Consider the following 22,160-nt stretch of genomic DNA (forward strand, 5'->3'; position numbering starts at 1 on the left):
AAGGGTATATTATTTCAAAGAATTTCATTACCTATCGGTAACGTTTACGATCAAGAATTGGAAATAAAAACCCTATATTAAGCTCAAATTAGGACATTTTCCTGATAAAAGCATATTTTATGTTTGAAAAATATATTTAAATGCTATCAGTATATTAGAGCTGTTTTTGACTTTTCACAAGAAATAACCTCATAGAATCATGTTACATACCATGCGTTGGTTTGGGCCACATGACCCAGTTTCTTTAATGGATATTCGCCAAGCTGGCTGCACAGGTGTTGTTACAGCTTTGCATCAAATTGCTGTGGGAGAAGTTTGGTCTAAAGAAGCGATTCAAGAACGGGTGGATATCATTGAGCAAGGGAATCAACAATACACTCCGCTTCATTGGTCAGTAGTGGAGAGTTTACCAGTCCATGAAGCAATCAAAAAAGCGTTGCCTGAAAGAGTGCAATACATTGAGAACTATCGAATTTCCTTGAGGAATTTGGCAGCTAAAGGAATAAAAACAGTTTGTTATAATTTCATGCCCGTATTGGATTGGTCCAGAACTAAGCTCGATTTTGAGATGCCTGATGGGGCTAAGGCACTTCGTTTTGTATGGACAGATTTTGCCATTTTCGATTTATTCATCTTGAAAAGGCTAAAGGCTGAACATGAGTATTCAAAAGCGGTGCAAGAAGCGGCGAAATTGAAATTTGAAGGCATGACGAATGCCGAAAAAGAAGAATTGCAAAATACCATTTTATTGGGTTTGCCAGGCTCCGAGGAGGCGTTTCATCTGGAAAACTTTCAAAGTTTACTAGATCAATACCAGGAGATTGGGCCAGATACTTTACAGGAAAACTTGCACTATTTTATACAACAAGTGGCCCCGCTAGCTCAAGAATTGGGGATTAATTTATGCATTCATCCTGATGACCCGCCATTCCCATTGATGGGATTACCCAGAGTGGTGAGTACGGAGAGCGACTTAGCCGCCTTAATGGAGGCTTCACCCGTTCGAGCGAATGGGATTACCTTTTGTACAGGATCCTTAGGAGTTAGACCTGATAATAATTTACCCTCAATGATTCGCCGATTCGCCGATCGGATTCATTTTGTGCATTTAAGAACGACCAAAAGAGAACAAGAAGAACCTCTGATTTTTCACGAAGCTCCCCATCTGGCGGGAGATGTTCCCATGTTTGACGTCATTAAGGCCATACATGAAGAGGAAATTAAACGAGGGGGCGAACAAATCCCGATGCGTCCAGATCATGGACATCAAATGCTGGATGATTTACATAAGAAGACCTATCCTGGTTATTCGGCTATTGGTCGTTTGAGAGGTTTGGCAGAAATACGTGGCATGGAATTGGCCATTGCTCGAATGATATAATGAAATTATAAAGATGGAGAACAAATTTTCATTGGCCGGAAAGGTGGCTTTAATTACAGGAGGAGGAACGGGTATCGGATTTGATATGGCAAAATGCATGTTGGCCAGTGGAGCTAATGTCATCATAACGGGTAGAAGAGAAAACGTCCTACAAGATGCGGTTCATAACTTGGGCGCTGGCGCTTTTTATTTTGTGCATGACATGGCAGATGTCAATGCTACTCCTGGTTTGGTAGCGGATATCATCCAATCACATGGAAAAATTGATATACTGGTGAATAATGCTGGGATTAACATGAAACGACCAGCGGTAGATGTGTCAAATGACGATTTTGCTCAAATTATTCAAGTCAATTTAAATGCCGTGTTTGTGTTGAGTCGAGAAGTAGGCAAACATATGTTGGAAAGAAAATCGGGTTCCATTATCATGATTTCATCCATGGCGGCCTATTATGGAATAGATCGAGTGGCAGCTTATGCCTCTTCAAAATCAGGCTTGTATGGATTGGTTCGGGTATTGGCTTCCGAGTGGTCGGCCCACGGTGTACGAGTGAATGCCATTGCCCCTGGATTTATAGAAACGGCCATGAGTAAAACTGCCATGAATTCAGATCCTGACCGTAAGCATAAGGCCATGGATAGAACGCCCATGGGCTATTTTGGTAAACCAGAAGACGTAGCTTGGACGGCGGTATTTTTAGCCTCAGATGCTGCAGGATACATAACAGGTGTTTCAATTCCCGTCGATGGGGGCAATTCAATCGGATTCTAATGAAAGAAAAAGTAGGAAATTTTCGCTGGGTAGTGGTCGCCTTATTGTTTTTTGCTACGACCATCAATTACTTGGACCGGCAAGTAATAGGATTATTAAAGCCAACCTTAGAAAAGGAGCTGAATTGGTCAGAAACGGATTACAGTTTCATTGTGATGTGCTTTACCGCCTCTTATGCCCTTGGCTTGTTGTTTTTTGGGAAGATCATTGATCATATTGGCTCTAAATTAGGCTATACCATTTCGATCATCATTTGGTCGATTGCTGCTATGTTTCATGCTTTGGCCAAAACCTCTTTTGGCTTTGGCGCGGCTAGAGCGGTTTTAGGATTGGGAGAAGCGGGTAATTTCCCTGCGGCAATCAAATCCGTTGCTGAATGGTTTCCCAAAAAAGAACGAGCATTTGCCACTGGAATTTTTAACTCTGGAGCTAACATTGGTGCGATGGTCGCACCCATTATGGTTCCTTGGTTGTTGGGAGCTTATGGCTGGCAAGAAGCATTTATAATTACAGGAGCCATTGGCTTTATTTGGCTTATTTTTTGGTGGATTTTCTATGAAATACCCACTAAGAAGCAAGGGATTAGTCAGTCCGAATTAGACTATATTCAGGAAGATGACCATGAAGACAATACGCCCATTGCTTGGTCTAAGTTGTTTACCATTCCTCAAACCTGGGTGTTCATTGTAGGGAAGTTTTTCACAGATCCTATCTGGTGGTTTTTCCTATTTTGGTTGCCATCCTATTTCTCCTCTACGTTCGCTTTAGATCTAAAAAAACCGAGCATACATTTAGCGGTTTTATTTACTTGTACTTCGATTGGAAGTATTGGTGGAGGCTATATTCCTGGTTGGTTGATGCGGAAAGGTTGGCCTGTGTATAAAGCTAGAAAAACAGCCATGTTATTTTTTGCTTTATTGGCTTTACCCATCATTTCGGCACGCTGGGCTACGGATATCTGGCAAGCTGTTATTTTAATCAGTATTGCAGCTTCGGCACATCAGGCTTGGTCGGCTAACATATTTACCTCGGTTTCGGATATGTTTCCTAAAAATGCGATAAGTTCAGTGGTAGGTATTGGGGGATTGGCGGGTTCTTTGGGCGGGGTCATTTTTCCTTACTTTATTGGAATTATTTTAGATACGTATAAAGCCAGTGACAATTTGTCTGGAGGATATAATTTAATATTCTTGATTTGCGGATCGGCTTATTTATTAGCCTGGTTACTCATCCATTTTATCTCGCCGAGAATGTCGCCAGTAGGGAAACCTAGCAAGGAATAATTAAAGTTTGCTAGCATTTTCGAGGGCATTAATGTCAATTTTCTCCATGTTCATGAACACGTTCATGAACATGGAATTATTGGAATTACGCATCAATCGCCCCATATTTTCAGGAATGATTTGCCAAGAAACACCAAAGGGATCTTTGAGCCAGCCACACTTACTTGGGCTTCCTCCATCTCGGATAAAGCTATCCCAGTAGAAATCAATTTCTGCTTGATTTTGGCAAGTAATGACGAAAGAAATAGCATCGTTGAAGATGAATTGATGCATATATGAACTTTCAAATGCAATAAAGGCCAGACCCGCTAACAAAAATTGAGCATGTTGAATATTCCCCTCTTCATCGCCACTTCCTTTGACATATCGATCCAATAAATTGACCTGAGAATGTGGGATTAAAGAGGTGTAATATTGAATGGCTTTTTCTGCTTTTCCATTATTGTGTTGAGTAAATAAGAGTGCAGGGATGATTTTATCTGGAAGCGTATCATGAATCATCAATTGCCAACTAATACCATTTTTATCCTCGCACCATCCGTACATGCTACTCCAAGGATAGCTGTTTAATTCCATTAAAGTTTTACCCTCTTTTGATAAGGCGTCCCATTTTTTCTCTAGCTCTTCTTTGGAATGGAAAATGAGAAAAAAGGAAATAGAAGGATTAAATGAAGCATGTTTGACTCCTCCTAAAAAGGTAAAATTTCGTCCATGTATTCGAACAGAACAGACCATGGAATTTTCAGATTGTATAACAAAATCCTCAAAAATCGATTGGTAAAAGTCCCGTGCTTCATGTGCAGTTTGTTTAAACCACAGACAAGTATGAATGGAGTTAGACATAAGTTCCATGTTTTTTGTTAGACATAGGAATTTTACGAAAATAATTTTAGAAACGCATCATTTTTAGAAGGCTATTCCTAATTGAACAGTCAAATTGGCAGAAACTGGTCGATCATTCCCGAATCGAATGGGAATCGGGATAGCCAAGTAATAACTGCTGAATTTGTTTTTTTTAAGGACTCTATTTAATACAGGAGTCATGCCATATCGACCGCTTGTTTCAAAAGCTGCGCGACCAGCGAAGGTATAACCCTTACCCAAGCGATATAGGATACCTGGGTGAAATGTCACATTGTTTACCTTATGGCTACCATTTTCACTTCGAATGGCAGGGATGACCTCCAAGGAAAAGCCCACCTTTTCTGTTTTCCAAATGTTGAGGGCTACTGGAAATCCAACGGAATAAGAACTCCCGAAATTACCGGTGGTGATACCATCAGAAACCGTGATGATGGAATGAGCGATTCCCATGTGTCCTGCTATCTTAGGGAATTGTTCTTGGGCCATTGTAGGGAGTGAGAATAGTAGAATCGTGAAGAATAGTAGATTTTTCATAACACAAAATATAAAGTCTATGGTTTATATAGATATATGCAAATATAGCAAATGAATTTAAATCAACTAGGGTAAAAGCTTGATAAGTGGGAACAGTCAATTTCCATAATGCTTTATTTTAAAGATGGAGGAACCAAAAAATTTTGTGGGGGTGGATGTCTACACTTCTTGGATTATATTTGTATCTGTATTTATTGGAGTTAACTTAAATACCTTTTATAAGAAAAATGCCTAATAAATTCACCATACTATTTTTACTACTTTGTAGTATCGTTTTTTCCGTAAAATCTCAAGTTTCCCAAGTTACCTTGTCAGGAGTACTTAAAGATCAAGGAAATGGAAGTTCCATGGCATATAGTAATGTCTTATTAAAAAAATCCAAAGACAGCAGTTTTGTTCAAGGAACCATTAGTGATGCAAATGGCAGGTTTCGTTTGAACAACATAAAACCAGGTACTTATTATCTTCATATAAGTATGGTGGGCTATCAACTAAAAAAGCAAAATGTATTTATTGGGAGTTTAACTGAATATCTCGATGTCTCAACGATTCTCCTTGTTCCTGATCAGCAGCAATTGGAAGAGGTAATTGTTAGCGCAAAGCGTGATGAAATTGAAAATAAGCTGGATAAAAAAAGTTATTCAGTTGAAACGATAAATTCTCAGACGGGAGGTTCCGTTTTGCAGGTCATGCAAAGTTTGCCTGGAATAACAGTACAAGATGGGAAATTGAATTTGAGAGGTAGTTCTCAAGTAGCGGTTTTAGTTGATGGGAAACAAACGGCGCTTACGGGTTTTGGTGCTCAATCTGGCCTAGACAATATTCCTTCTTCGGCCATTGAAAAAATTGAAATTATCAATAATCCTTCTGCTAAATATGATGCGAATGGAAATGCAGGTATTATCAATATTATATTTAAGAAAAGTAAGCAAGAAGGATTTAATGGGAAGATAGGATTGAGTGCTGGATTAGGAGCATTAGGAATAAAAAAAGAGAATTTACCCAGTATTCGACCACAGTTTCAAGCTACACCCAAGTTTAATCCATCGCTTTCTCTGAATTATAGAAAGAAAAATGTGAACCTGTTTATGCAAGGGGATTTTAATTACACACCCACATTAAATAAAAATGAGTTTGTTACTAGAATCTATGATTCTGGCGACGTTATTCAGCAACAGACTAAAAGGAATAGGAGAACCAATATTGGAACATTCATGGGGGGGATTGACTGGAAAATGAATGAGCAAAATTCATTTAATTCATCCATTTTATTTAGTAGTGAAAAAATCTTGGATGATGGGGACGAACCCTTTTTTAATCAAAATATGACAGAGAGAAGGAGGTTATGGCAGTTTTTGGAGGATGAATTGAAAACCACTGTCACTGCTATGAATAATTTTCAGCATCGATTTGAGCAGCCTGGTCATGTCTTCAATTTCAGCTTGAATTACACTTGGCATCAAGAAGATGAAAAGTACTTTTTTACCAATATTTATCCAAGTTATACAGGGCTGGATGCTTTTAAATTAATGTCGGATGAACATGTTACCGATTTGAATGTTGATTATGTTAGGCCTTTGAAGTGGGGAAGAGTGGAGGCGGGTTTAAAGTATCGCTATCGTTTTATTCCTACGAGTATGCTATTTATTCCAGGATTAAATTCTCCACTCGATGTAACTGCGGGAGGTTGGGCTGATTACAAGGAAACCATACCAGCCATTTACAGTAATTATATTTTTGAAAATGAGAAATATGAAGTGGAGGCGGGTTTGAGAATGGAATACGTTACGGTCAAATATGATATTGACCCCAATCATAATACCTATAAAAGTGATGGCTATCAATATGTGCAACCATTTCCCAATGTTCGTTTAGGGTATAAACTTAATGAGAATAATAAATTATCCTTTTTCTATAGTCGACGCGTGGATAGGCCAGCCGAATTGGATATTCGAGTATTTCCTAAATATGATGATGCCGAAATTGTGAAGGTGGGAAATCCTGCCTTGAAACCGCAGTTTACAAATACGATGGAAATAGCGTATAAATCAAGTATTAATAGGGGATATTTGTATACGGCTATTTATCAGCGATTAGCCGATGCGACGATTACTCGTATAGCTACGACCATTCCAGGCAATACCTTGATTTATCATATCATGCAGAATGCAGGTAAGAGTTCCAATTTGGGGCTTGAAATTGTTCTTTCTCAAGAACTTTCGAAAGTGCTTTCCTTCAACCTTAATTTGAATGCGTATCAAAATCGGATAAATTCTTTTTCTGTATTTAATCAATATCCTATTCCTACAAGCTATACTTCCGAGCAAGAAGAAATTTTTTCAGGTAGTGCCAAATGGATAGGATTTGTTCATTTACCGAATCAATGGAATGTGCAATTTTCTGCTATTTATTTAGCACCTGATCTCATTCCACAAGGCAGAATTGGTCAGCGGTTTAGCTTTGATGTTGGAATTAAGAAAGCGCAAAAAAATGGAAAGGGAGAATATTTCATTAATGCCAGTGATCTATTCAATACCATGGTCATACATAAAGATATATTAGCCAAAGGATTCCGGATGTCGTCTTCAGATTATTATGAAACGCAAGTTATTAGAGCGGGCTATCAACTAAAATTTTAAATTTCACCATGAAACAAAAATAGCCGACTGAAACTCGCCAGTCGACTATTAAAAATTACCCCTTAATTATAATTTTATAGGCAGATTGAATAAAGATTCAATGTGTTAAAGTGCGCCATCTTGGCTAGCTCTTTTAACAGCATATTGGCCAATGATTTTACCGTGTTTTAAGCCCATGGTACAATCTAATCTCCAGTGTATTAATCCATAAACTCGCGAATCAGAAGCTTGCTGGGCATAGGAATTAAATGTGCTGGCTTTTTGTGGAAAGAAGGCGGATAAAACCTCCGCACCCGCTGCTGAAAAAGTAGAATGCCCAGAGGTATAACTGGGGAAATTGGGTAGTCCAACAGAGGTTTTAAGGCCATATTGCTGTGGGCGGGGACTGTAATAATAATATTTGGTATCCCAGCACCCAATCCCAGCATCCATTTCGGCAGTACCTAAATAGGCAAGCATTCTGGCCATGCGTACTTCACTGTATTTAGCTTCAAAACCAGCATTGGCGCCGTAGCGATGCCAGTGTCCTGGAGGAGTATAAGTTCCGGGGCCATCCGCCCAAAAGTTGGCAATGGCAGCTTGTTCTCGAGTTTGATTTTTATCAACTTCTACCAACTCTTCATAGTCTTTTTTGAACTCAGTAGAACCTTCTATATAAGGTATGGCAGGGCGAATGGCCTCCAAAGTAGCACGATCGAAGTTCCAGGTTTTTACATTTCCGAATGTCGGCAGCATCGGCGGTCTTGCAGGGCTTTCTTGGCTTGTCCATACTTTCGTAAATCCTAATGATTTGGAACGAGCAATCATATCTGGTGTAGCCGCTTGATTGTTGGCAGCCCCCATACCATCAGCTCTGGCTTTTACCATAACTTTTGCGGCTACTCCAGCACCCAAGCTTACACCAGCTTGGATATCAGAACTTACGTTCATACCAGCCCAAAGTCGCGCGTTTTTGCATTCTTCCAATTTGGATTTTAAAAAGGGCCCTTCCCCTGGAAACATGGCTAATAAAATAACATAACTAGCCTGTGCTACCACGGCATCCTCTGAAGGATAAGAGGGCAAAGAACTTGCCGGCAACAAGGGTTTAATGGCTTTATCCACGACACCGGGCGCTTGTCGATTGTATTGGTATTTATATTTCCATGCGCTCACTAATGCATCATATTGAGCCACACTCAAATAGGCTAAAGCTCTTGATACATAAGGTGGATTGGCAAATGGGAATTTAGGATCAGCTAATGGATTGGTAGCATCCGGTACCGGGTATTTCCCTTCCGCATTTGCCGCAGGTGCTGAGTTATAGCGAGCAGATAATTCTCTGGCTAATTCATTCCATCGGTACACGGCGCCTGCTCCCCAATAGGCTACGATTTGTCTTTGTTCATTGTTTATATTGGGGGCAACGATGTTTTTAAGGGAATCAATTTCTTTTAAGTAAGCCGGGTCATTGGTTCCGGCTGGAGCGACAATGCTTACCTCCGTTGGAGAAATAAGAACAAAGGTTTTCCAAGAACCTGCATTTTCATCCACATTGGCAGGTACATAAGGTGCCATTAAAGCTTCAGATAGGTTGTTTTCACAGGAAAGTAAAAAACTAAAGCACAGGATAGTTATAAAATAGTATATGTATTTTTTCATGATTTTCTTATGATTATTTAACCTTAAATAAGTACAATACGCCTACGGTTACGTTGGTACTTTGTCCAGCATTTTGTCCATCTATGACATAGGATACTTTGGCGCTTATACCCAGAGATTTTGGCTGGTATTTGGCATAGGCTCCTACGGCGGTCATCGTCATGTCATTGGTAAGAAACGGCATCGAATTACGACGAATATTGTCTCCCCCAGCACAAGAAAAATGCTCGGCGAATACTTCCAATTGGTTTTCTTTTTTGATGTAACCTAATCGAAACATGGCGTCAAAGGCATTGGGCACGACTACGGAACCCGAGTTTACTAGTTTTTCTCCGTTCAAATAGGAGTCGCGATCAACCATGACCTGACTTCTTACGATATAGGAACTCGTGGCACTGATGAATAAGTTGGAAGGTAAGTTATAGTGTAGAATGGCTCTGGCGCTGAATGTTTTAGCTCCAAGACCAATGGACATGGGCATAAACTCAGTCACATAATTACTCATAGGAGTACTTAGTCCTAGCGTGGCATGTCCATGTAATTGTTTGTAATTAAATACTTGTGCTTTTAACCAAAGGCTGACATCTTGAAATCCTTGTTGGCCCATCAAATTTCCTTGGCTAGCCTGTGTTTTAACATAAGGAACCATGACCAAAGCATTTATTTTTTTGGTAATTCCATAGGCAATCATAGCAGATAAGGACTCTGTGCTTAGTTTTCCAATATTGGGATTATCCCTTTTTAAGGAATTTTCCCAATAATTTGTCCAGGAGGAATTCCCATACATCAGGGCCCCACAGGCAATATTTTTATTCATGTAGATTTGATCATGTGGCATTTGTGCCATGATCGTATTCATACTCAACATAGAGATGAATACACACAGTAACGTATGTTTCATTTTGCTTAATTAAATTGAAATACAACAATCAGGAAAGAAGGGTCTTCTTTCAAGCTATTTTTCCAGAAATAATTAAGCTTGCCGGGGAGGGGAAAATAAAGCATCCTTGAATGAGGATGTCTGTAATGGAGCATGATTAGGTATTGTCGATTCACTTGGCCATTCTAAGATATAGAATACCCAGGCAGCACCGGATTGACAATACTCTTTAACCAGCGTTTGAATTAATTTACTTTTTGCTGGTTTTTTTTCAGGCTGATCACCTAAATGTTCATTCACTAAATCTGCCAAATCCAAAAATTGATCTCGGGCATTTTTATCATTAACTACACGCGTATACAAGGTGTCATTTTCTATCTTTTGATCTAGCATTTGATAGAAATCATCCCCTTGTTGTATTGCCCCTGAAACTTCTTGAGAAATTTCCCGATTGCTAGGATAGGGTAAAGAAATAGGGATTTTCACTACATAAGAATCATTTTCCGAGTCACTAATGGCTAGGTCAGTACTTGAATTAGCCACATAACGTAATGCAAATCCCCCCGCTTGGTAGAGGAGAATAAACAATAGCAATATGGAGGCTAGTCTTTTCATGAATTTGCAAAACTAGCACAAACTGGTATAATTCCAACTATTTATATGGATTTTGTGCGATGTATCACACACTAGGTCAAGTTTTTTCAATCATTATGAAAGAAATTGATCCCAGAATTTTTCTAATAAAATTATTTATCGTAATATTACGATTGATATGGGAGCAAGTAAGATTATTGATTATACCGAAGAGCAGATTTTAGTAGCAAAATACGCTAAGGCCTTGTCGCATCCTGCCCGTATGGCCATTATGCAATTGTTGTTATCGAAACATTCTTGCATTTGTGGTGACATTGTAGACGAGTTGCCCATTTCTCAATCGACGGTATCTCAGCATTTGAAAGAATTGAAAGAGGCGGGTTTGATTCGAGGTCAAATTGACGGGGTTTCGATTTGTTATTGTATTAATGAACCTGAGTGGGCCAAATTAACAGAATTGTTAGGTCATTTTTTTGAAAAACGACATGTAAAAACAAGTAGTTGTTGTTAAATTTTTTTGTTTAAATCCATCGTAAAATTACGATTAATTAAAATCAACATACCATGAAAACAGAACAGGAATTAAAGGAAATTGTCAAGCAAAAATATGGCGAGATTGCCATGCAAGGAAAAGAAGAAAATATGGCTTCATGCTGTGGAGCGGGAGGCTGCTCAACGGAGGTGTACAATATTATGTCGGAAGACTATACCACTTTAGGGGGATATCATGCGGATGCAGATTTAGGTTTAGGCTGTGGATTACCTACGCAATTTGCTGACATGAAAGTGGGAGATGTTGTCGTGGATTTAGGAAGTGGAGCAGGAAATGATTGTTTCATAGCCCGTCATGAAGTAGGAGAAACAGGTAAGGTGATCGGTGTAGATTTTACTCCACAAATGATAGAAAGAGCACGAATTAATGCAGAGATTCGAGGTTTTAATAATGTGGAGTTTCGCCAAGGGGATATAGAAAATATGCCTATTTCAGCCAATGTGGCAGATGTTATAGTGAGTAATTGTGTATTAAATTTGGTGCCAAATAAGGCAGGGGTTTTTCAAGATATATACCGAGTATTAAAGCCAGGAGGGCATTTTAGTATATCCGATGTGGTACTTGTTGGTGAATTGCCATCAGGATTGCAAAAGGATGCGGAAATGTACGCAGGCTGTGTAGCTGGAGCTATTCAAAAAGAAGATTATATGCAATTAATACAGGCAAGTGGATTTGTCAATGTGCAAATTCAAAAAGAAAAGCCTATTATTATACCAAATGATATTTTGAGTCATTATTTAAGTGCTCAAGAAATAGAGGAATTTAAATCAGGTAAAACAGGTATATTTTCGATTTCGGTGTTTGCCCAAAAGCCGCTGGAGGCGAATGCCTGCAAGCCAGGTTCAGGATGTTGCTAAATTGATAAATCATGCATTCTAAAACGGAATTATTATTGGAATTGTGGGTCGAGTCTAGGACTCGATTCACCAAATTATTGGATGGGATAACAGAGGCAGATTTGGGCAAAAAGTTAGGAGATTCTCCCAATTCAGCAGGTTTTTTGATTCGTCACATAGGAGATGTAGAATTGCTTTTTGCCAAGAATGTGTTTGGTGACCCTTCGGTAAAAGTGGTGGCTAAAACGGTCATAGATCAACGCGATACTGGGGAATGGACTAATTTGGAAGAGTTAAATTGGTATGTACAGGATTCGTTTAAAAAATTGTATTCCATTGTTTCTCAGCAAACTGACGAGGATTGGGAACATATCATTACGACCAAGGAATTTGGAACGAAAACAAAATCGGAGGCCTTTGGGAGAATTGTTTCGCATACGGCTTATCATGCAGGGCAGTTAGCCATCGTACTTAAATACGGACATAAGTAAATATCACTACCATGGAGCAGGTTAAACTGGGTTTAAGAGAAAATTGGAAGCAGTTTAGTTTATTGGTGCTAATCAATGCCTTTGTTGGTGGAATGGTGGGTTTAGAGCGCAGCATTTTACCACAAATAGCGGAGAAAGAATTTGCTTTAGCGGCTAAAACAGCCATCCTCTCATTTATTATTGTTTTTGGCGTTGTCAAAGCCTTTTCTAATTATTTTGCAGGTAGTTTAGCCAATCGTTTTGGCCGCAAAAACCTCTTGGTTTTTGGTTGGATCATGGCCATTCCCATTCCATTTTTACTCATGTTTGCTCCTAATTGGAATTGGATAATTGTAGCCAATGTTTTTTTGGGGATAAATCAAGGCTTAGCATGGAGTTCCACGGTCGTGATGAAAATTGATTTAGTGGGCGAAAAGCAGCGTGGATTAGCCATGGGGATTAATGAATCGGCCGGCTATTTGGCGGTGGCACTTTTTGCTTTTTTATCTGGATATATCGCCAATCAGTATGGATTGCGACCTTATCCATTTTATCTAGGTATCGTGTTGGTCATTTTGGGTTTATTGGGAAGTTATTTCTTCATACATGACACACGGCAGCATGTGATACAAGAAGAACAGACTAGTCGAATCCCACGATTGAAAGATATTTTCTTAGATACAACCTGGAAAAACCGGAACTTGGGATCGGTTACTCAAGCTGGATTGATTAACAATTTAAATGACGGCATGGTATGGGGGATATTTCCCATTCTATTAGCGAGTAAAGAATTTGAACTTCAGGAAATAGGAATTATCACGGCGATATATCCAGCTGTTTGGGGTTTGGGGCAATTATTAACAGGTAAAATGTCGGACAAATTTTGTAAAAAAGACATGTTATTTGTGGGAATGCTTTTGCAAGGAATCGCATTAATACTGTTGATTTGGGCTGAAACAGTGGGTCAATATGTGGGGATTTCTGCCTTGCTAGGCTGGGGAACGGCGATGGTTTACCCTACTTTTTTGGCTACTTTGGCAGAGAATACGCATCCCTTAGATCGCGCTAAAAGTATGGGAATATTTCGCTTATGGAGAGATTTGGGATATGCTATTGGTGCCTTGATGACGGGTATCATAGCGGACTATTTTGGGGTACTCACAGCAATTATTTTTATTGGACTCTTGACATGTTTCTCCGCCATTATAATTAAAATCCGAATGCGCTGTGGAGAAGGGGAATCTGTAAAAATTTGGGATTGGTTGATTGGTAAGGACGTTCAATCCACTTGTACCAATTCGCATTCCATGGTTCAGCCATTAGATAGGCTGTCTTTTTGAAAGGAGAATACTATTTTTTTAGAAAATGTTGCTTGATGTACTTGCTTGTATAACCAACGCGTTGACTGATTTTTTCAATAGGTGTTTGTTTGCTTTTAAGGTCTAACACAATTTCCTGCTTAATCTGCTTGATTAATTCCAAGGTATTTTTATCGTGCTTTTTCAAGACTCGATTTAAGTGTACACGTGAAATTTGGTAATACTCCGCAATACTTTCCACACTGATTAGATGTTCATTTTTTAACATGTCTTCCCGTATTCTTTCGGGGGTTATTTCCACCTTCGGAGTTTTGTAATGATCAGGTTTACCTTGGTTTTTATATCGGATGAATACGGCACTTCCGATAATGACAACCAGCGTAAATCCTAAAGCAATGAGTAAGGAGGTATCCAATTTACTTTCATTCAATATTTCAGGATCCAAGCTGGGTAAAATTTCATTGATTAATTGTGGGAGGTTGATGACATAGAGGCCTTCAGTAGAGCCTGCATATATTAGATCATTCCAACTATTTAGAGCTCTTTTATTGAATTCAACATTATCAATGATTTTAAAAACCTCATGGTTGTTGGTATAAAGAAATAGACCTTCAAAGCTGGTGAATAAGATATTGTTACCTATAAAAATGGATTGAATGATGTGCTTGTGTCGGAAGAGTAGTTGGCTTTTTTTCGTCTTTAAATCGAATTCATATAGTCCGTCATTGCAGGAAAGAATGATTTGTTGTCCTTTAATGGTGATATCATAGATAGAAGATCCAATGTGCACTGTTTCCAATTTTCGATGGACAACGTCATAGAGGTATAATTTCCCATTGGCATTGCCCAATAAAAGCAAGTTCCCTAAGTTTTCCATATCATGAAACTGGGAAGTATGCGTGATGATTTTTTTGAGTGTTAGCTTGTTTAAGTTGATCCAACCAATAGCTTCGGTAGACTGAAAATAAGTCTGTTTGCCAATTTTCAACAGTTTTTTAAAATGTTTGATATCTGTTTTCAGTGGAAGTATTTCCCACTGATTATTTTTTAATCGATAAATCGGGTCTGAATTCAAATAATATTGACCATCAATTTTAGTGGTTTCTCCACTGGCAAAATTGGCTCTAGGAATGGGTTTATTGGTATACACAGCCTTGGTGGAATCAATGAATATTCCAGCATAGGTGGCTATAACACGAAAATTGTCATCATGGTAAATATGGCGAATGGATTTACCCCGGTGTTTGATAGAATAAAAATGATGTATTCGATATTCTAAAAGGATACCATTGTAGGCCAAGTAATATAAATTACCCATGGAAGCCTCCGTCATATTGTATTGATCATAGCCAGGTACAAAATTGTCTAATGACTGATGTTTCACTTGATGGCTTTCTGGAAATTGCAAGGTACTATAGGTGCCAAAGATTTCAGGATTATCGTTTTTACTAATCCATGTAAAGCGGTCATTCTCTTTGGGAGTGAATTTTAATTCGTCAAATCGGCCCGCATAGAATTTATATAGGTGATTATCCGTTCTGACGATCAGATTTCGTCCATCTCCATCAATATTGACTATTTTCTCGGGTAATGAGTATGTTTTTACAAAAACGGTATCTTGGGCATAGCTGAATGCGCTTATGAATAGTCCGAAGAGGCTGAAAAGCAGTCTTTGACAAATTGTTTTGACAAGGACTAAATCTTTTAGTTGCATTGCTATAAATGAATCACAAATTTCTCTAAAAGTAACATAATTTTACTTTTTAGTAACAAATGTTCCTGATTTAGTACTCCAATTTAAAGTTTTATTTACTGTGTTTATTTAATTTTGTAACTCAATTTAATTGTATTAGAAATCAATTTGGTTGAAAAATAGATTGTAATCAATTTGAATGATTGTTAGATAGAATTTTATTCAGGTCTTTCAAGAAATTTGATTAATTATTAGAGAAATATGTAGAACACGGGTTTTTAAAGCCTAGACTTGATTGGAGTCTAGGCTTTTTTGTTTTCAACCTGATGGTGAAAGCTATTTGGACTGATACACGTGCACCTTGGAGTGCATGGTGTATAAACGATATCCTCGTGCTTCTGGAACCAGGATATTACTGGATTGATTATTTCCTATGATGGGGTTATGTGGGTATTTAGTCCAATGGACAAGGTCTTTAGATACCGCAACATTGCTAGACCATTCTCGCCAGTCTTTGTAGGCCGTAGCATGATAATAGCCATAATAGTATCCTTGGTAGTAGATGACTTGGTTCATGGCTACACCGAACAAATCATAAGGCTCTGGGCCCATTTCCAGCACGGGTTGATCTTGTACATTGACCCAGTCAATCAGATTATTGGATTTTGCCAGCCAAATTCCCAAATCATCTCGTTCATAAAATAGGTAGTAGATGCCTTTTACCTCCATGACACAGGGTGTTCCAAATGCCCCTTTATCAATGGGCTGGCCAGTGGTCTTTTTAATTCTAAGATTTCCCAATTCCTTCCAAGTGGTTTTATTCGTTGAAACAAGTAGGTGAGTGGTGTCACCTTTTCCTTCGGCAAACATGTAATATACGGCCCCTTTTTTGAAGATAAATACATCTTCAATCCATTGTTTGGGATTGATGGGGTTAGCTGGATGTCTTTTCCAATTTAAGCCATCTGATGAAGTGGCATAACCCAAGCGCTTGATCGGATCATTTTTAGTATATCCTGTATACCACATGTGGTAGCCATCTTTCTCTTTTAAGATGTAACCTCGTTCACGAATTTGCTCATCCCAAGTTTGGGTTCCAGTGCCTGAGAATACAGCCTCTTCGACCAAAGGCATAAACTTAACCAAAGCATCGGGAAAGATCGATTGGCATAGCGCATTGAATGGAATGAAAAGGAATATAAAATAGCCTACTTTTAGCATAGTAAGTTTCATAGCATGGGGAGGTTTATAGGTTGAATTGACATTGCTTCCATTGTATGATAAATCAAAAAAAGTCACTTGAATATCAGGTGACTTTTTTGCATTACACTTCATCAACAAACTAAATTCTTAAAATTGATACACTCAAATTAGATAGATTCTTTTTAATACACAATAGTTAAAGGGAGAACATCGAGGTCCGAACGATTATTTTTTATAAAAATTGTTAAAATCGCTCACAGATTAATGCAAACGACAAGTTTTATTCAATTCTTTTGATAAACGGTCAATAAAAAAGGCCTACTTTCAAAGTAGGCCTTCATTTTACCATCCAGGATTTTGTGCTAGCTTGGGGTTAGTAATGATATCCCCTGCTGGAATTGGGTATAAATAGTGTTTGTTTTCCCATTTCCTAGGGATGTTATTGAACCAGGTTAATTCTCCTGAAGTACCGTTTGCAAGTAATTGAGGATTGGCTTTTCCACTGATTAATGGAGACACTTCTACATAAGTCACACCCGATACTTTGGTCGGTAGTTTTTGGTAGAATGCCACATCCAATTTGCCATCCTCATTTAGGTCCAAGGGAGTATCCAAGCTCGGAACATACATACCATTCCATTCCATTTGCATGAGTTCTCCTCTTCTCCAACGTACGATATCGTCAAAACGGAAACCTTCTAAACATAGTTCGATACCTCTTTCTCTGCGGACTTCTAGAATTATTGGGTCACTAATGGCTGGGAAATAAGTACTTTGAAGGTAGGTGTCAATAACCTTTGGCAAGGCACTTGTTCCACCTGTGATACCTGCTCTCTTTCTCAATAAGCCAATGCTCGCAGCCCAATCTCCATCCGTTAAGGAACCTAATTCCGCTTTTGCTTCTGCATAATTCAGTAATACCTCAGCATATCGGATGATGGATACAGAGTTGATGTTTAAATCTCTAGTATCATAATACATGTCATCCAATGCCCACTTAATAGGTTGATAACCAGTAAATGTATACGAGAATAAAGGAGGGGCGGCTTCTAATGCTCCATTGTTTAAGCGTTTGTAATCACCTGAACGAATGGTTTGTTGTAAACGCTTATCACGTCCTTTCACTTCATCTTTAAACAGCATCGCTTTATAGGCTGGATTATTCGTGAATGGGGTGCCATCGATATTCAAATATGTATTGATGAATGATCGAATGAAGTTGGCCTTATCTCCATACGTTCCTGAGGTCCAATACCAGTTCCCATCATTTAGGTTGTTCAATGCCAAGTCACAAACAGCGGAAAGTATCACTTCAGTAGCTACTGGGGCAGGATTGATGAACACCTGACGGTATGATTTATCTACTCCAGCACCATCGTATAATTTATAACCAGCTTCGTCCATGACTACTTTGGCTGCTGCCGCCGCTTGCGTTAAGAGGTTTGCCGAGCTTGAAGCCAAATTTAAGTTGGTATGGTATTTTCTCAAGGTTCCTTCATATAAACAAACGCGTGATTTATATGCAAAAGCGGCATATTTTGTTACCAAACTTCGGCTACCTTCGGTTTTAGCTGTGATATTGGCACAAGCAAAATTTAAGTCGGCAATGACAGAGTCCATGACCATCACACGGGAATCTCTACCTTTGGTCAATAGTTCTGTATCTGATACGTCCAAGGGTTTATTGATCCATGGGACATCGCCAAAGCGTTTTACTTTTTCATAATAAAACCAAGCGCGAAAGAACCGAGCGATACCTATGTAGTTATTTCTAACGGCTAAAGGGACCTTAGGGTCATTGCAGTTTTTGATGAAATAATTGATATTTCTTAGATCGGACCAGGTCCAACCTGAACTCACTTCCGCAGAAAAGTTACCGGGTGTGATGAAAGGGGGAGTATCCTTTCTAGCTAGGTAGTCTGACATCGCATCAGCGCGATGTAGGTTTTTACCATTCATCATATTATAAAATGAATTGGTATATAAGATAAGGCCGCTTTCGCTACTGAAGATGGGACCTTTGGTGGTAGTTGCCTCTGGAATTTCTTCCAAACTACATCCAAAAAATAAACTGGATGTGAAAAGTAGGCAGAAGATATAGTTAAGTTTCATGATCTTTTGTTAAAATTTTAAGGTTGTTTTACCTGCTAAGAATTTCTTGATTTTTGATTCTCAGCACATTAAAATGTAATAGATAAACCAAGTGTTACACTTTTCATCAAAGGATAGTTATAACCATCGCCGGAGTTTCCTCCAGGAGAGAACACTTGATCAGATGCTACGGCATTTTCAACATCTATATCACGAGTAATATTAAATAGCGGTGAAGCTGTCCAAATGTTTTCGGCTGAAACATATACACGAGCGGCAGAAGAACCAATTTTAGAAGCGATCTGACTCGGTAAATTATAACCTACTTGGATGTTTTTCAATCGGATATAACGTACATCCTGCATGTATTTGGTTTGAGGAGCGGATAAAGTTCCATTCGCATTACTAGCGATACGAGAAACATATCTCGGGAAGTAAGCATTGACATTATCTTCTTTCCAAATATTGCCTAATTGACTCTTTGGAATATCTCCGTATGGTCTATTGTATTGACCCCAGAATAAATTAGCCTCTCTACTTGGATACCAATCTTGTTGACCTACACCTTGGAAAAATGCTGAGAAAAAGAAGTCTTTCCAATCCGCACCTAACATAATACCATAGGTATAACGTGGCGTAGAATTTCCAATGATGGATCTGTCTCCAGGATTACTTACACGGCTAGTACCCGGAGTAATTCTTCCATCTCCATTGGAGTCAACAAATTTAATATCTCCAGGGAACCATAAGCCACTGTTGGCACTACGAAACAAATCTTGTTTAGCACTTTTGGCAACATCATCCGCCGAAGTAAAATATCCAGCAGTGGTATAGCCCCAAATTTCACCTAATACTTGTCCTTCATAATAATCACTCAATAACTTTTGAGGATTATTGTATTTTTTAATAGTAGCGGTATAATCAGAAAGGGTTAAGCGAACATTGAACTTTAGTGGACTTGAACCCACATTGACTTGGTCATTATAGGATAGTAACATTTCCCAGCCTTTGGTTTCTAAGTCGGCATAGTTTCCTTTCGGGGCTGTTGCTCCAAATACAGCAGGTAAAGTTAAACCTACAGTAAACATATCGGTTGTCGTTCTAATATACGCGTCTGCATTAAAATGCAAGCGATTATTTAACATAGATAAGTCTATTCCAATGTTTTTTGTCGTAGCTGTTTCCCAAGTTAAGCCTTCTGGAATCACTGTGGGATTCGTGGTAAACTGTGGTCTTTGGCCGTTCAAAACTAAACCGGATTGAGCAATGTTAAATTGTTCCAAATAGGCGTAGGAATTGATATTTCCATTACCCAAAGATCCATAAGAAGCGCGAAGCTTTAAGTCGGTAATTAATTTTTCAGGCACATTCCAAAATGCTTCTTTCGAAAGCCTCCATCCTAAGGAATATGATGGGAAGAAAGCAAAGCGTTGGTTACTTGGGAACTTAGATGAGCCATCATAACGGGCATTCACTTCCAATAAATATCGGTCTTTAAACGAGTAGTTTAGTCGAGAGAAACCTCCCATGATTTTCCAAACTTCCCAGCCTCCACTTGTTACGATGGATTGACCTAATGCTAAGTTTATGTCATTGGCTCCCTCAAAAATCAAACCATTTCTTTGGGCAGATAATCTTTTGAATCTAGATTCTTCGTAGTTGTATCCCGCCATCACTTTTAAGTAGTGATCTTCATGAAATGTATTTTCATATTCCGTATACAGGTTGGTTGTCATGTAATTCGTTTCTCTGTAGACGTCATTGATAGAATTAGTGGTCGTTCCCACATAAGAAATAACTCCAGGTTTTACACTGTATGGCACAGGTACAGCCTTGGTTCTATCATTATTGTCTGTGCTTTGAATGGTGACATCACCTTTAACGCGTAATTTGTTTTTGAAGAAATCAGCGGCAAAGCCCGTCGTATTTCTAAATACTCGCTTATCATTGTCAATTCCATTTTTACCATAATAAAAATCACCAATGCTATAAGCAGCAGAAAACGATATGGTACCATCTGGATTTAACATGGGGGACATTGGGTGCCCTTCATCCGCAATATTTCTCCAAATACCACCACCTTCACCTACGTTAAGTGGGTTGTGGTATTTCATGTTGGAGAATTGAGTGAAGTTGGTCACTTTTAACCAAGGATATAGCTGTACACTTCCTTTTCCCGAGAAATTAAGCATTTGATAGTCGTCCGAATTGTATCTGAATAAACCATCCTGACCGAAATAGCGACCGGTTAATAAGTAACTCGCTTTATCACTACTTCCTGAGATACTTAGGTTATGTTCTTTAGAAGTCGTTACCTTTTTGTATAAATGACCATAGTAATCTGTGCTGCCATAATAGACATATTCCCCAGTTACAGGATCAATCTCATAATCGGGTAGACCTCCTACTTCTTTTCTTCGTTTGAATTCATTCAGGTAGGCCTGAGAGAATTTCATGGTTTTGTTGACATTCTGAGGAAAACTTCCTTGAAAGTTGACAAATGACTCCGCAAACATGGATGCAAAGGTGTATCCATCAGTAACAAGGTCAGGTACAGCAATGGGGTTTTTCAAGGAATAATTAGAGGAATAGGTTACTGAAGTCTTTCCTTTGGTTGGATTTTTTGTCGTGATTAACACCACACCAAATACTCCTCTTGCTCCATAAATGGAAGCCGAAGCGGCATCCTTCAACAAGGTTATGGAAGCGATGTCGTTGGGATTTAATAAACTTGGGTCTCCCTCGACGTTATCAATTAAGACCAAAGCATTTCCTCCTTGACCAATGGATGTAGTACCACGAATATTGAAACTAGGTGCTTGATTTGGCTTACCATCACCCATTTTAATATTTAAGTTGGGCATGACACCTTGAAGACCTTGATTTAAATTGGTAAGTGGGCGGTTATCGAATACCTCACTGCTGACTTGGTCTACTGCTCCTGTAAGGTTGGCCTTTTTTTGGCTTCCATAACCTACCACAACCACTTCCGTTAATAATTTGGTATCTACTTTTAACTTCACCGCAAGATTGCTTTGGCTCCCTACTACTATTTCTTGGGGTATGTAGCCTACAAAAGAGAAGGCTAAAATGGATTTTTCATTGTCGACATTGATTTTGAAATTACCATTGATATCGGTGGTAGTTCCACGAGTACTACCTTTTTGAGTAACGGATACTCCTGGAATAGGAGCACCATTTTCTTCCGTAACGGTACCTGTGACAGATTTTTCAATAAGGGATGCGGCGCTTGCCCAGGTGGAGTGTACTACTCCACACAGCAGAACAAAATAGAGAATGCACATTCTCAGGTACGAGACGTGTTGTCTCATGGGCTGATTTTTTTTCATAGAGTATAGATATTAGGTTGATTGGATGTTTCCAGATCCTCCAGAAAGGAGAATGGG

General features: G+C 38.8%; 17 protein-coding genes. 8 read left to right on the top strand and 9 right to left on the bottom strand.

What is annotated here, in order from left to right; translation table 11 throughout:
* Positions 1-199: 199 nt before the first annotated feature.
* The 3 genes from uxuA to U0R11_RS06265 are packed head-to-tail and all read left to right on the top strand — an operon-like array spanning position 200 to position 3,436.
* The gene (gene uxuA / locus U0R11_RS06255) at positions 200-1,381 is read left to right on the top strand and encodes a mannonate dehydratase (RefSeq protein ID WP_406750641.1); all 1,182 of its coding nucleotides are present in this window, start codon (positions 200-202) and stop codon (positions 1,379-1,381) included.
* 13 nt (positions 1,382-1,394) lie between these two features.
* Positions 1,395-2,153, top strand: coding sequence for an SDR family NAD(P)-dependent oxidoreductase (locus U0R11_RS06260; protein WP_166373659.1), 759 nt, complete (start codon positions 1,395-1,397; stop codon positions 2,151-2,153).
* Positions 2,153-3,436, top strand: a complete 1,284-nt coding sequence (locus tag U0R11_RS06265; protein WP_406750643.1) for an MFS transporter — start codon at positions 2,153-2,155, stop codon at positions 3,434-3,436. The genes U0R11_RS06260 and U0R11_RS06265 overlap by 1 nt, the downstream gene beginning before the upstream one ends.
* Here U0R11_RS06265 and U0R11_RS06270 read toward each other — a convergent pair whose 3' ends face one another.
* A complete protein-coding gene (locus tag U0R11_RS06270; protein ID WP_406750645.1) occupies positions 3,437-4,279 on the bottom strand; it encodes a VOC family protein in 843 nt (280 codons plus the stop codon).
* 63 nt (positions 4,280-4,342) lie between these two features.
* The gene (locus U0R11_RS06275) at positions 4,343-4,786 is read right to left on the bottom strand and encodes a hypothetical protein (protein WP_406750646.1); all 444 of its coding nucleotides are present in this window, start codon (positions 4,784-4,786) and stop codon (positions 4,343-4,345) included.
* 275 nt (positions 4,787-5,061) lie between these two features.
* Here U0R11_RS06275 and U0R11_RS06280 point away from each other — a divergent pair, with 275 nt between their 5' ends.
* Positions 5,062-7,473 carry a TonB-dependent receptor domain-containing protein gene (locus U0R11_RS06280; protein ID WP_406750648.1) on the top strand — a complete coding sequence of 804 codons (2,412 nt, stop codon included), beginning with the start codon at positions 5,062-5,064 and terminating at the stop codon, positions 7,471-7,473.
* Between the two features lie 105 nt (positions 7,474-7,578).
* On the opposite strand, the gene U0R11_RS06285 is transcribed toward U0R11_RS06280, so the two are convergent.
* The 3 genes from U0R11_RS06285 to U0R11_RS06295 form a co-directional block, all read right to left on the bottom strand.
* Positions 7,579-9,114 carry a phosphatase PAP2 family protein gene (locus tag U0R11_RS06285; RefSeq protein WP_406750650.1) on the bottom strand — a complete coding sequence of 512 codons (1,536 nt, stop codon included), beginning with the start codon at positions 9,112-9,114 and terminating at the stop codon, positions 7,579-7,581.
* Positions 9,115-9,127: 13 nt separating this feature from the next.
* Complete coding sequence (locus U0R11_RS06290; protein ID WP_406750652.1) at positions 9,128-10,015, bottom strand: hypothetical protein; 888 nt, start codon at positions 10,013-10,015, stop codon at positions 9,128-9,130.
* A gap of 72 nt (positions 10,016-10,087) precedes the next feature.
* On the bottom strand, positions 10,088-10,609 hold the full coding sequence (locus U0R11_RS06295) for a hypothetical protein (RefSeq protein WP_406750654.1): 522 nt from the start codon (positions 10,607-10,609) through the stop codon (positions 10,088-10,090).
* Between the two features lie 157 nt (positions 10,610-10,766).
* Between U0R11_RS06295 and U0R11_RS06300 the strand changes: the two genes are divergently transcribed.
* Genes U0R11_RS06300 through U0R11_RS06315 form a run of 4 tightly spaced genes read left to right on the top strand, consistent with a single transcriptional unit; the run spans position 10,767 to position 13,787 of the window.
* Entirely contained in the window at positions 10,767-11,099 is a 333-nt protein-coding gene (locus tag U0R11_RS06300) for an ArsR/SmtB family transcription factor (RefSeq protein WP_406750656.1), read from the top strand.
* Between the two features lie 53 nt (positions 11,100-11,152).
* Entirely contained in the window at positions 11,153-11,998 is an 846-nt protein-coding gene (locus U0R11_RS06305; RefSeq protein ID WP_406750657.1) for an arsenite methyltransferase, read from the top strand.
* An 11-nt stretch (positions 11,999-12,009) separates the two neighbouring features.
* A complete protein-coding gene (locus U0R11_RS06310) occupies positions 12,010-12,468 on the top strand; it encodes a DinB family protein (RefSeq protein ID WP_406750659.1) in 459 nt (152 codons plus the stop codon).
* A gap of 11 nt (positions 12,469-12,479) precedes the next feature.
* Positions 12,480-13,787 (top strand): MFS transporter, encoded by a 1,308-nt coding sequence (locus U0R11_RS06315; RefSeq protein ID WP_406750660.1) that lies wholly within the window; start codon positions 12,480-12,482, stop codon positions 13,785-13,787.
* Positions 13,788-13,797: 10 nt separating this feature from the next.
* Here U0R11_RS06315 and U0R11_RS06320 read toward each other — a convergent pair whose 3' ends face one another.
* The 4 genes from U0R11_RS06320 to U0R11_RS06335 form a co-directional block, all read right to left on the bottom strand.
* Entirely contained in the window at positions 13,798-15,480 is a 1,683-nt protein-coding gene (locus U0R11_RS06320) for a helix-turn-helix transcriptional regulator (protein WP_406750662.1), read from the bottom strand.
* A gap of 315 nt (positions 15,481-15,795) precedes the next feature.
* Positions 15,796-16,692 (bottom strand): glycoside hydrolase family protein, encoded by an 897-nt coding sequence (locus U0R11_RS06325; protein WP_406750664.1) that lies wholly within the window; start codon positions 16,690-16,692, stop codon positions 15,796-15,798.
* 312 nt (positions 16,693-17,004) lie between these two features.
* Positions 17,005-18,774, bottom strand: coding sequence for a RagB/SusD family nutrient uptake outer membrane protein (locus tag U0R11_RS06330; protein ID WP_406750665.1), 1,770 nt, complete (start codon positions 18,772-18,774; stop codon positions 17,005-17,007).
* A 68-nt stretch (positions 18,775-18,842) separates the two neighbouring features.
* Entirely contained in the window at positions 18,843-22,085 is a 3,243-nt protein-coding gene (locus U0R11_RS06335; RefSeq protein ID WP_406750667.1) for a SusC/RagA family TonB-linked outer membrane protein, read from the bottom strand.
* Positions 22,086-22,160 lie beyond the last annotated feature (75 nt).

Source organism: Aquirufa salirivi (assembly GCF_045310485.1).
In the GTDB taxonomy this organism is placed as follows: Bacteria; Bacteroidota; Bacteroidia; order Cytophagales; family Spirosomataceae; genus Aquirufa; species Aquirufa salirivi.

Bases quoted from the DNA above. Each gene is read 5' to 3' on its own strand.
- U0R11_RS06290 (WP_406750652.1), bottom strand. From the start codon at position 10,015: ATGAAACATACGTTACTGTGTGTATTCATCTCTATGTTGAGTATGAAT.
- U0R11_RS06275 (WP_406750646.1), bottom strand. From the start codon at position 4,786: ATGGCCCAAGAACAATTCCCTAAGATAGCAGGACACATGGGAATCGCT.
- U0R11_RS06285 (WP_406750650.1), bottom strand. From the start codon at position 9,114: ATGAAAAAATACATATACTATTTTATAACTATCCTGTGCTTTAGTTTT.
- U0R11_RS06300 (WP_406750656.1), top strand. From the start codon at position 10,767: ATGGGAGCAAGTAAGATTATTGATTATACCGAAGAGCAGATTTTAGTA.
- U0R11_RS06330 (WP_406750665.1), bottom strand. From the start codon at position 18,774: ATGAAACTTAACTATATCTTCTGCCTACTTTTCACATCCAGTTTATTT.
- U0R11_RS06280 (WP_406750648.1), top strand. From the start codon at position 5,062: ATGCCTAATAAATTCACCATACTATTTTTACTACTTTGTAGTATCGTT.
- U0R11_RS06320 (WP_406750662.1), bottom strand. From the start codon at position 15,480: ATGCAACTAAAAGATTTAGTCCTTGTCAAAACAATTTGTCAAAGACTG.
- U0R11_RS06305 (WP_406750657.1), top strand. From the start codon at position 11,153: ATGAAAACAGAACAGGAATTAAAGGAAATTGTCAAGCAAAAATATGGC.
- U0R11_RS06310 (WP_406750659.1), top strand. From the start codon at position 12,010: ATGCATTCTAAAACGGAATTATTATTGGAATTGTGGGTCGAGTCTAGG.
- U0R11_RS06270 (WP_406750645.1), bottom strand. From the start codon at position 4,279: ATGTCTAACTCCATTCATACTTGTCTGTGGTTTAAACAAACTGCACAT.
- uxuA (WP_406750641.1), top strand. From the start codon at position 200: ATGTTACATACCATGCGTTGGTTTGGGCCACATGACCCAGTTTCTTTA.
- U0R11_RS06265 (WP_406750643.1), top strand. From the start codon at position 2,153: ATGAAAGAAAAAGTAGGAAATTTTCGCTGGGTAGTGGTCGCCTTATTG.
- U0R11_RS06335 (WP_406750667.1), bottom strand. From the start codon at position 22,085: ATGAGACAACACGTCTCGTACCTGAGAATGTGCATTCTCTATTTTGTT.
- U0R11_RS06260 (WP_166373659.1), top strand. From the start codon at position 1,395: ATGGAGAACAAATTTTCATTGGCCGGAAAGGTGGCTTTAATTACAGGA.
- U0R11_RS06315 (WP_406750660.1), top strand. From the start codon at position 12,480: ATGGAGCAGGTTAAACTGGGTTTAAGAGAAAATTGGAAGCAGTTTAGT.
- U0R11_RS06325 (WP_406750664.1), bottom strand. From the start codon at position 16,692: ATGAAACTTACTATGCTAAAAGTAGGCTATTTTATATTCCTTTTCATT.
- U0R11_RS06295 (WP_406750654.1), bottom strand. From the start codon at position 10,609: ATGAAAAGACTAGCCTCCATATTGCTATTGTTTATTCTCCTCTACCAA.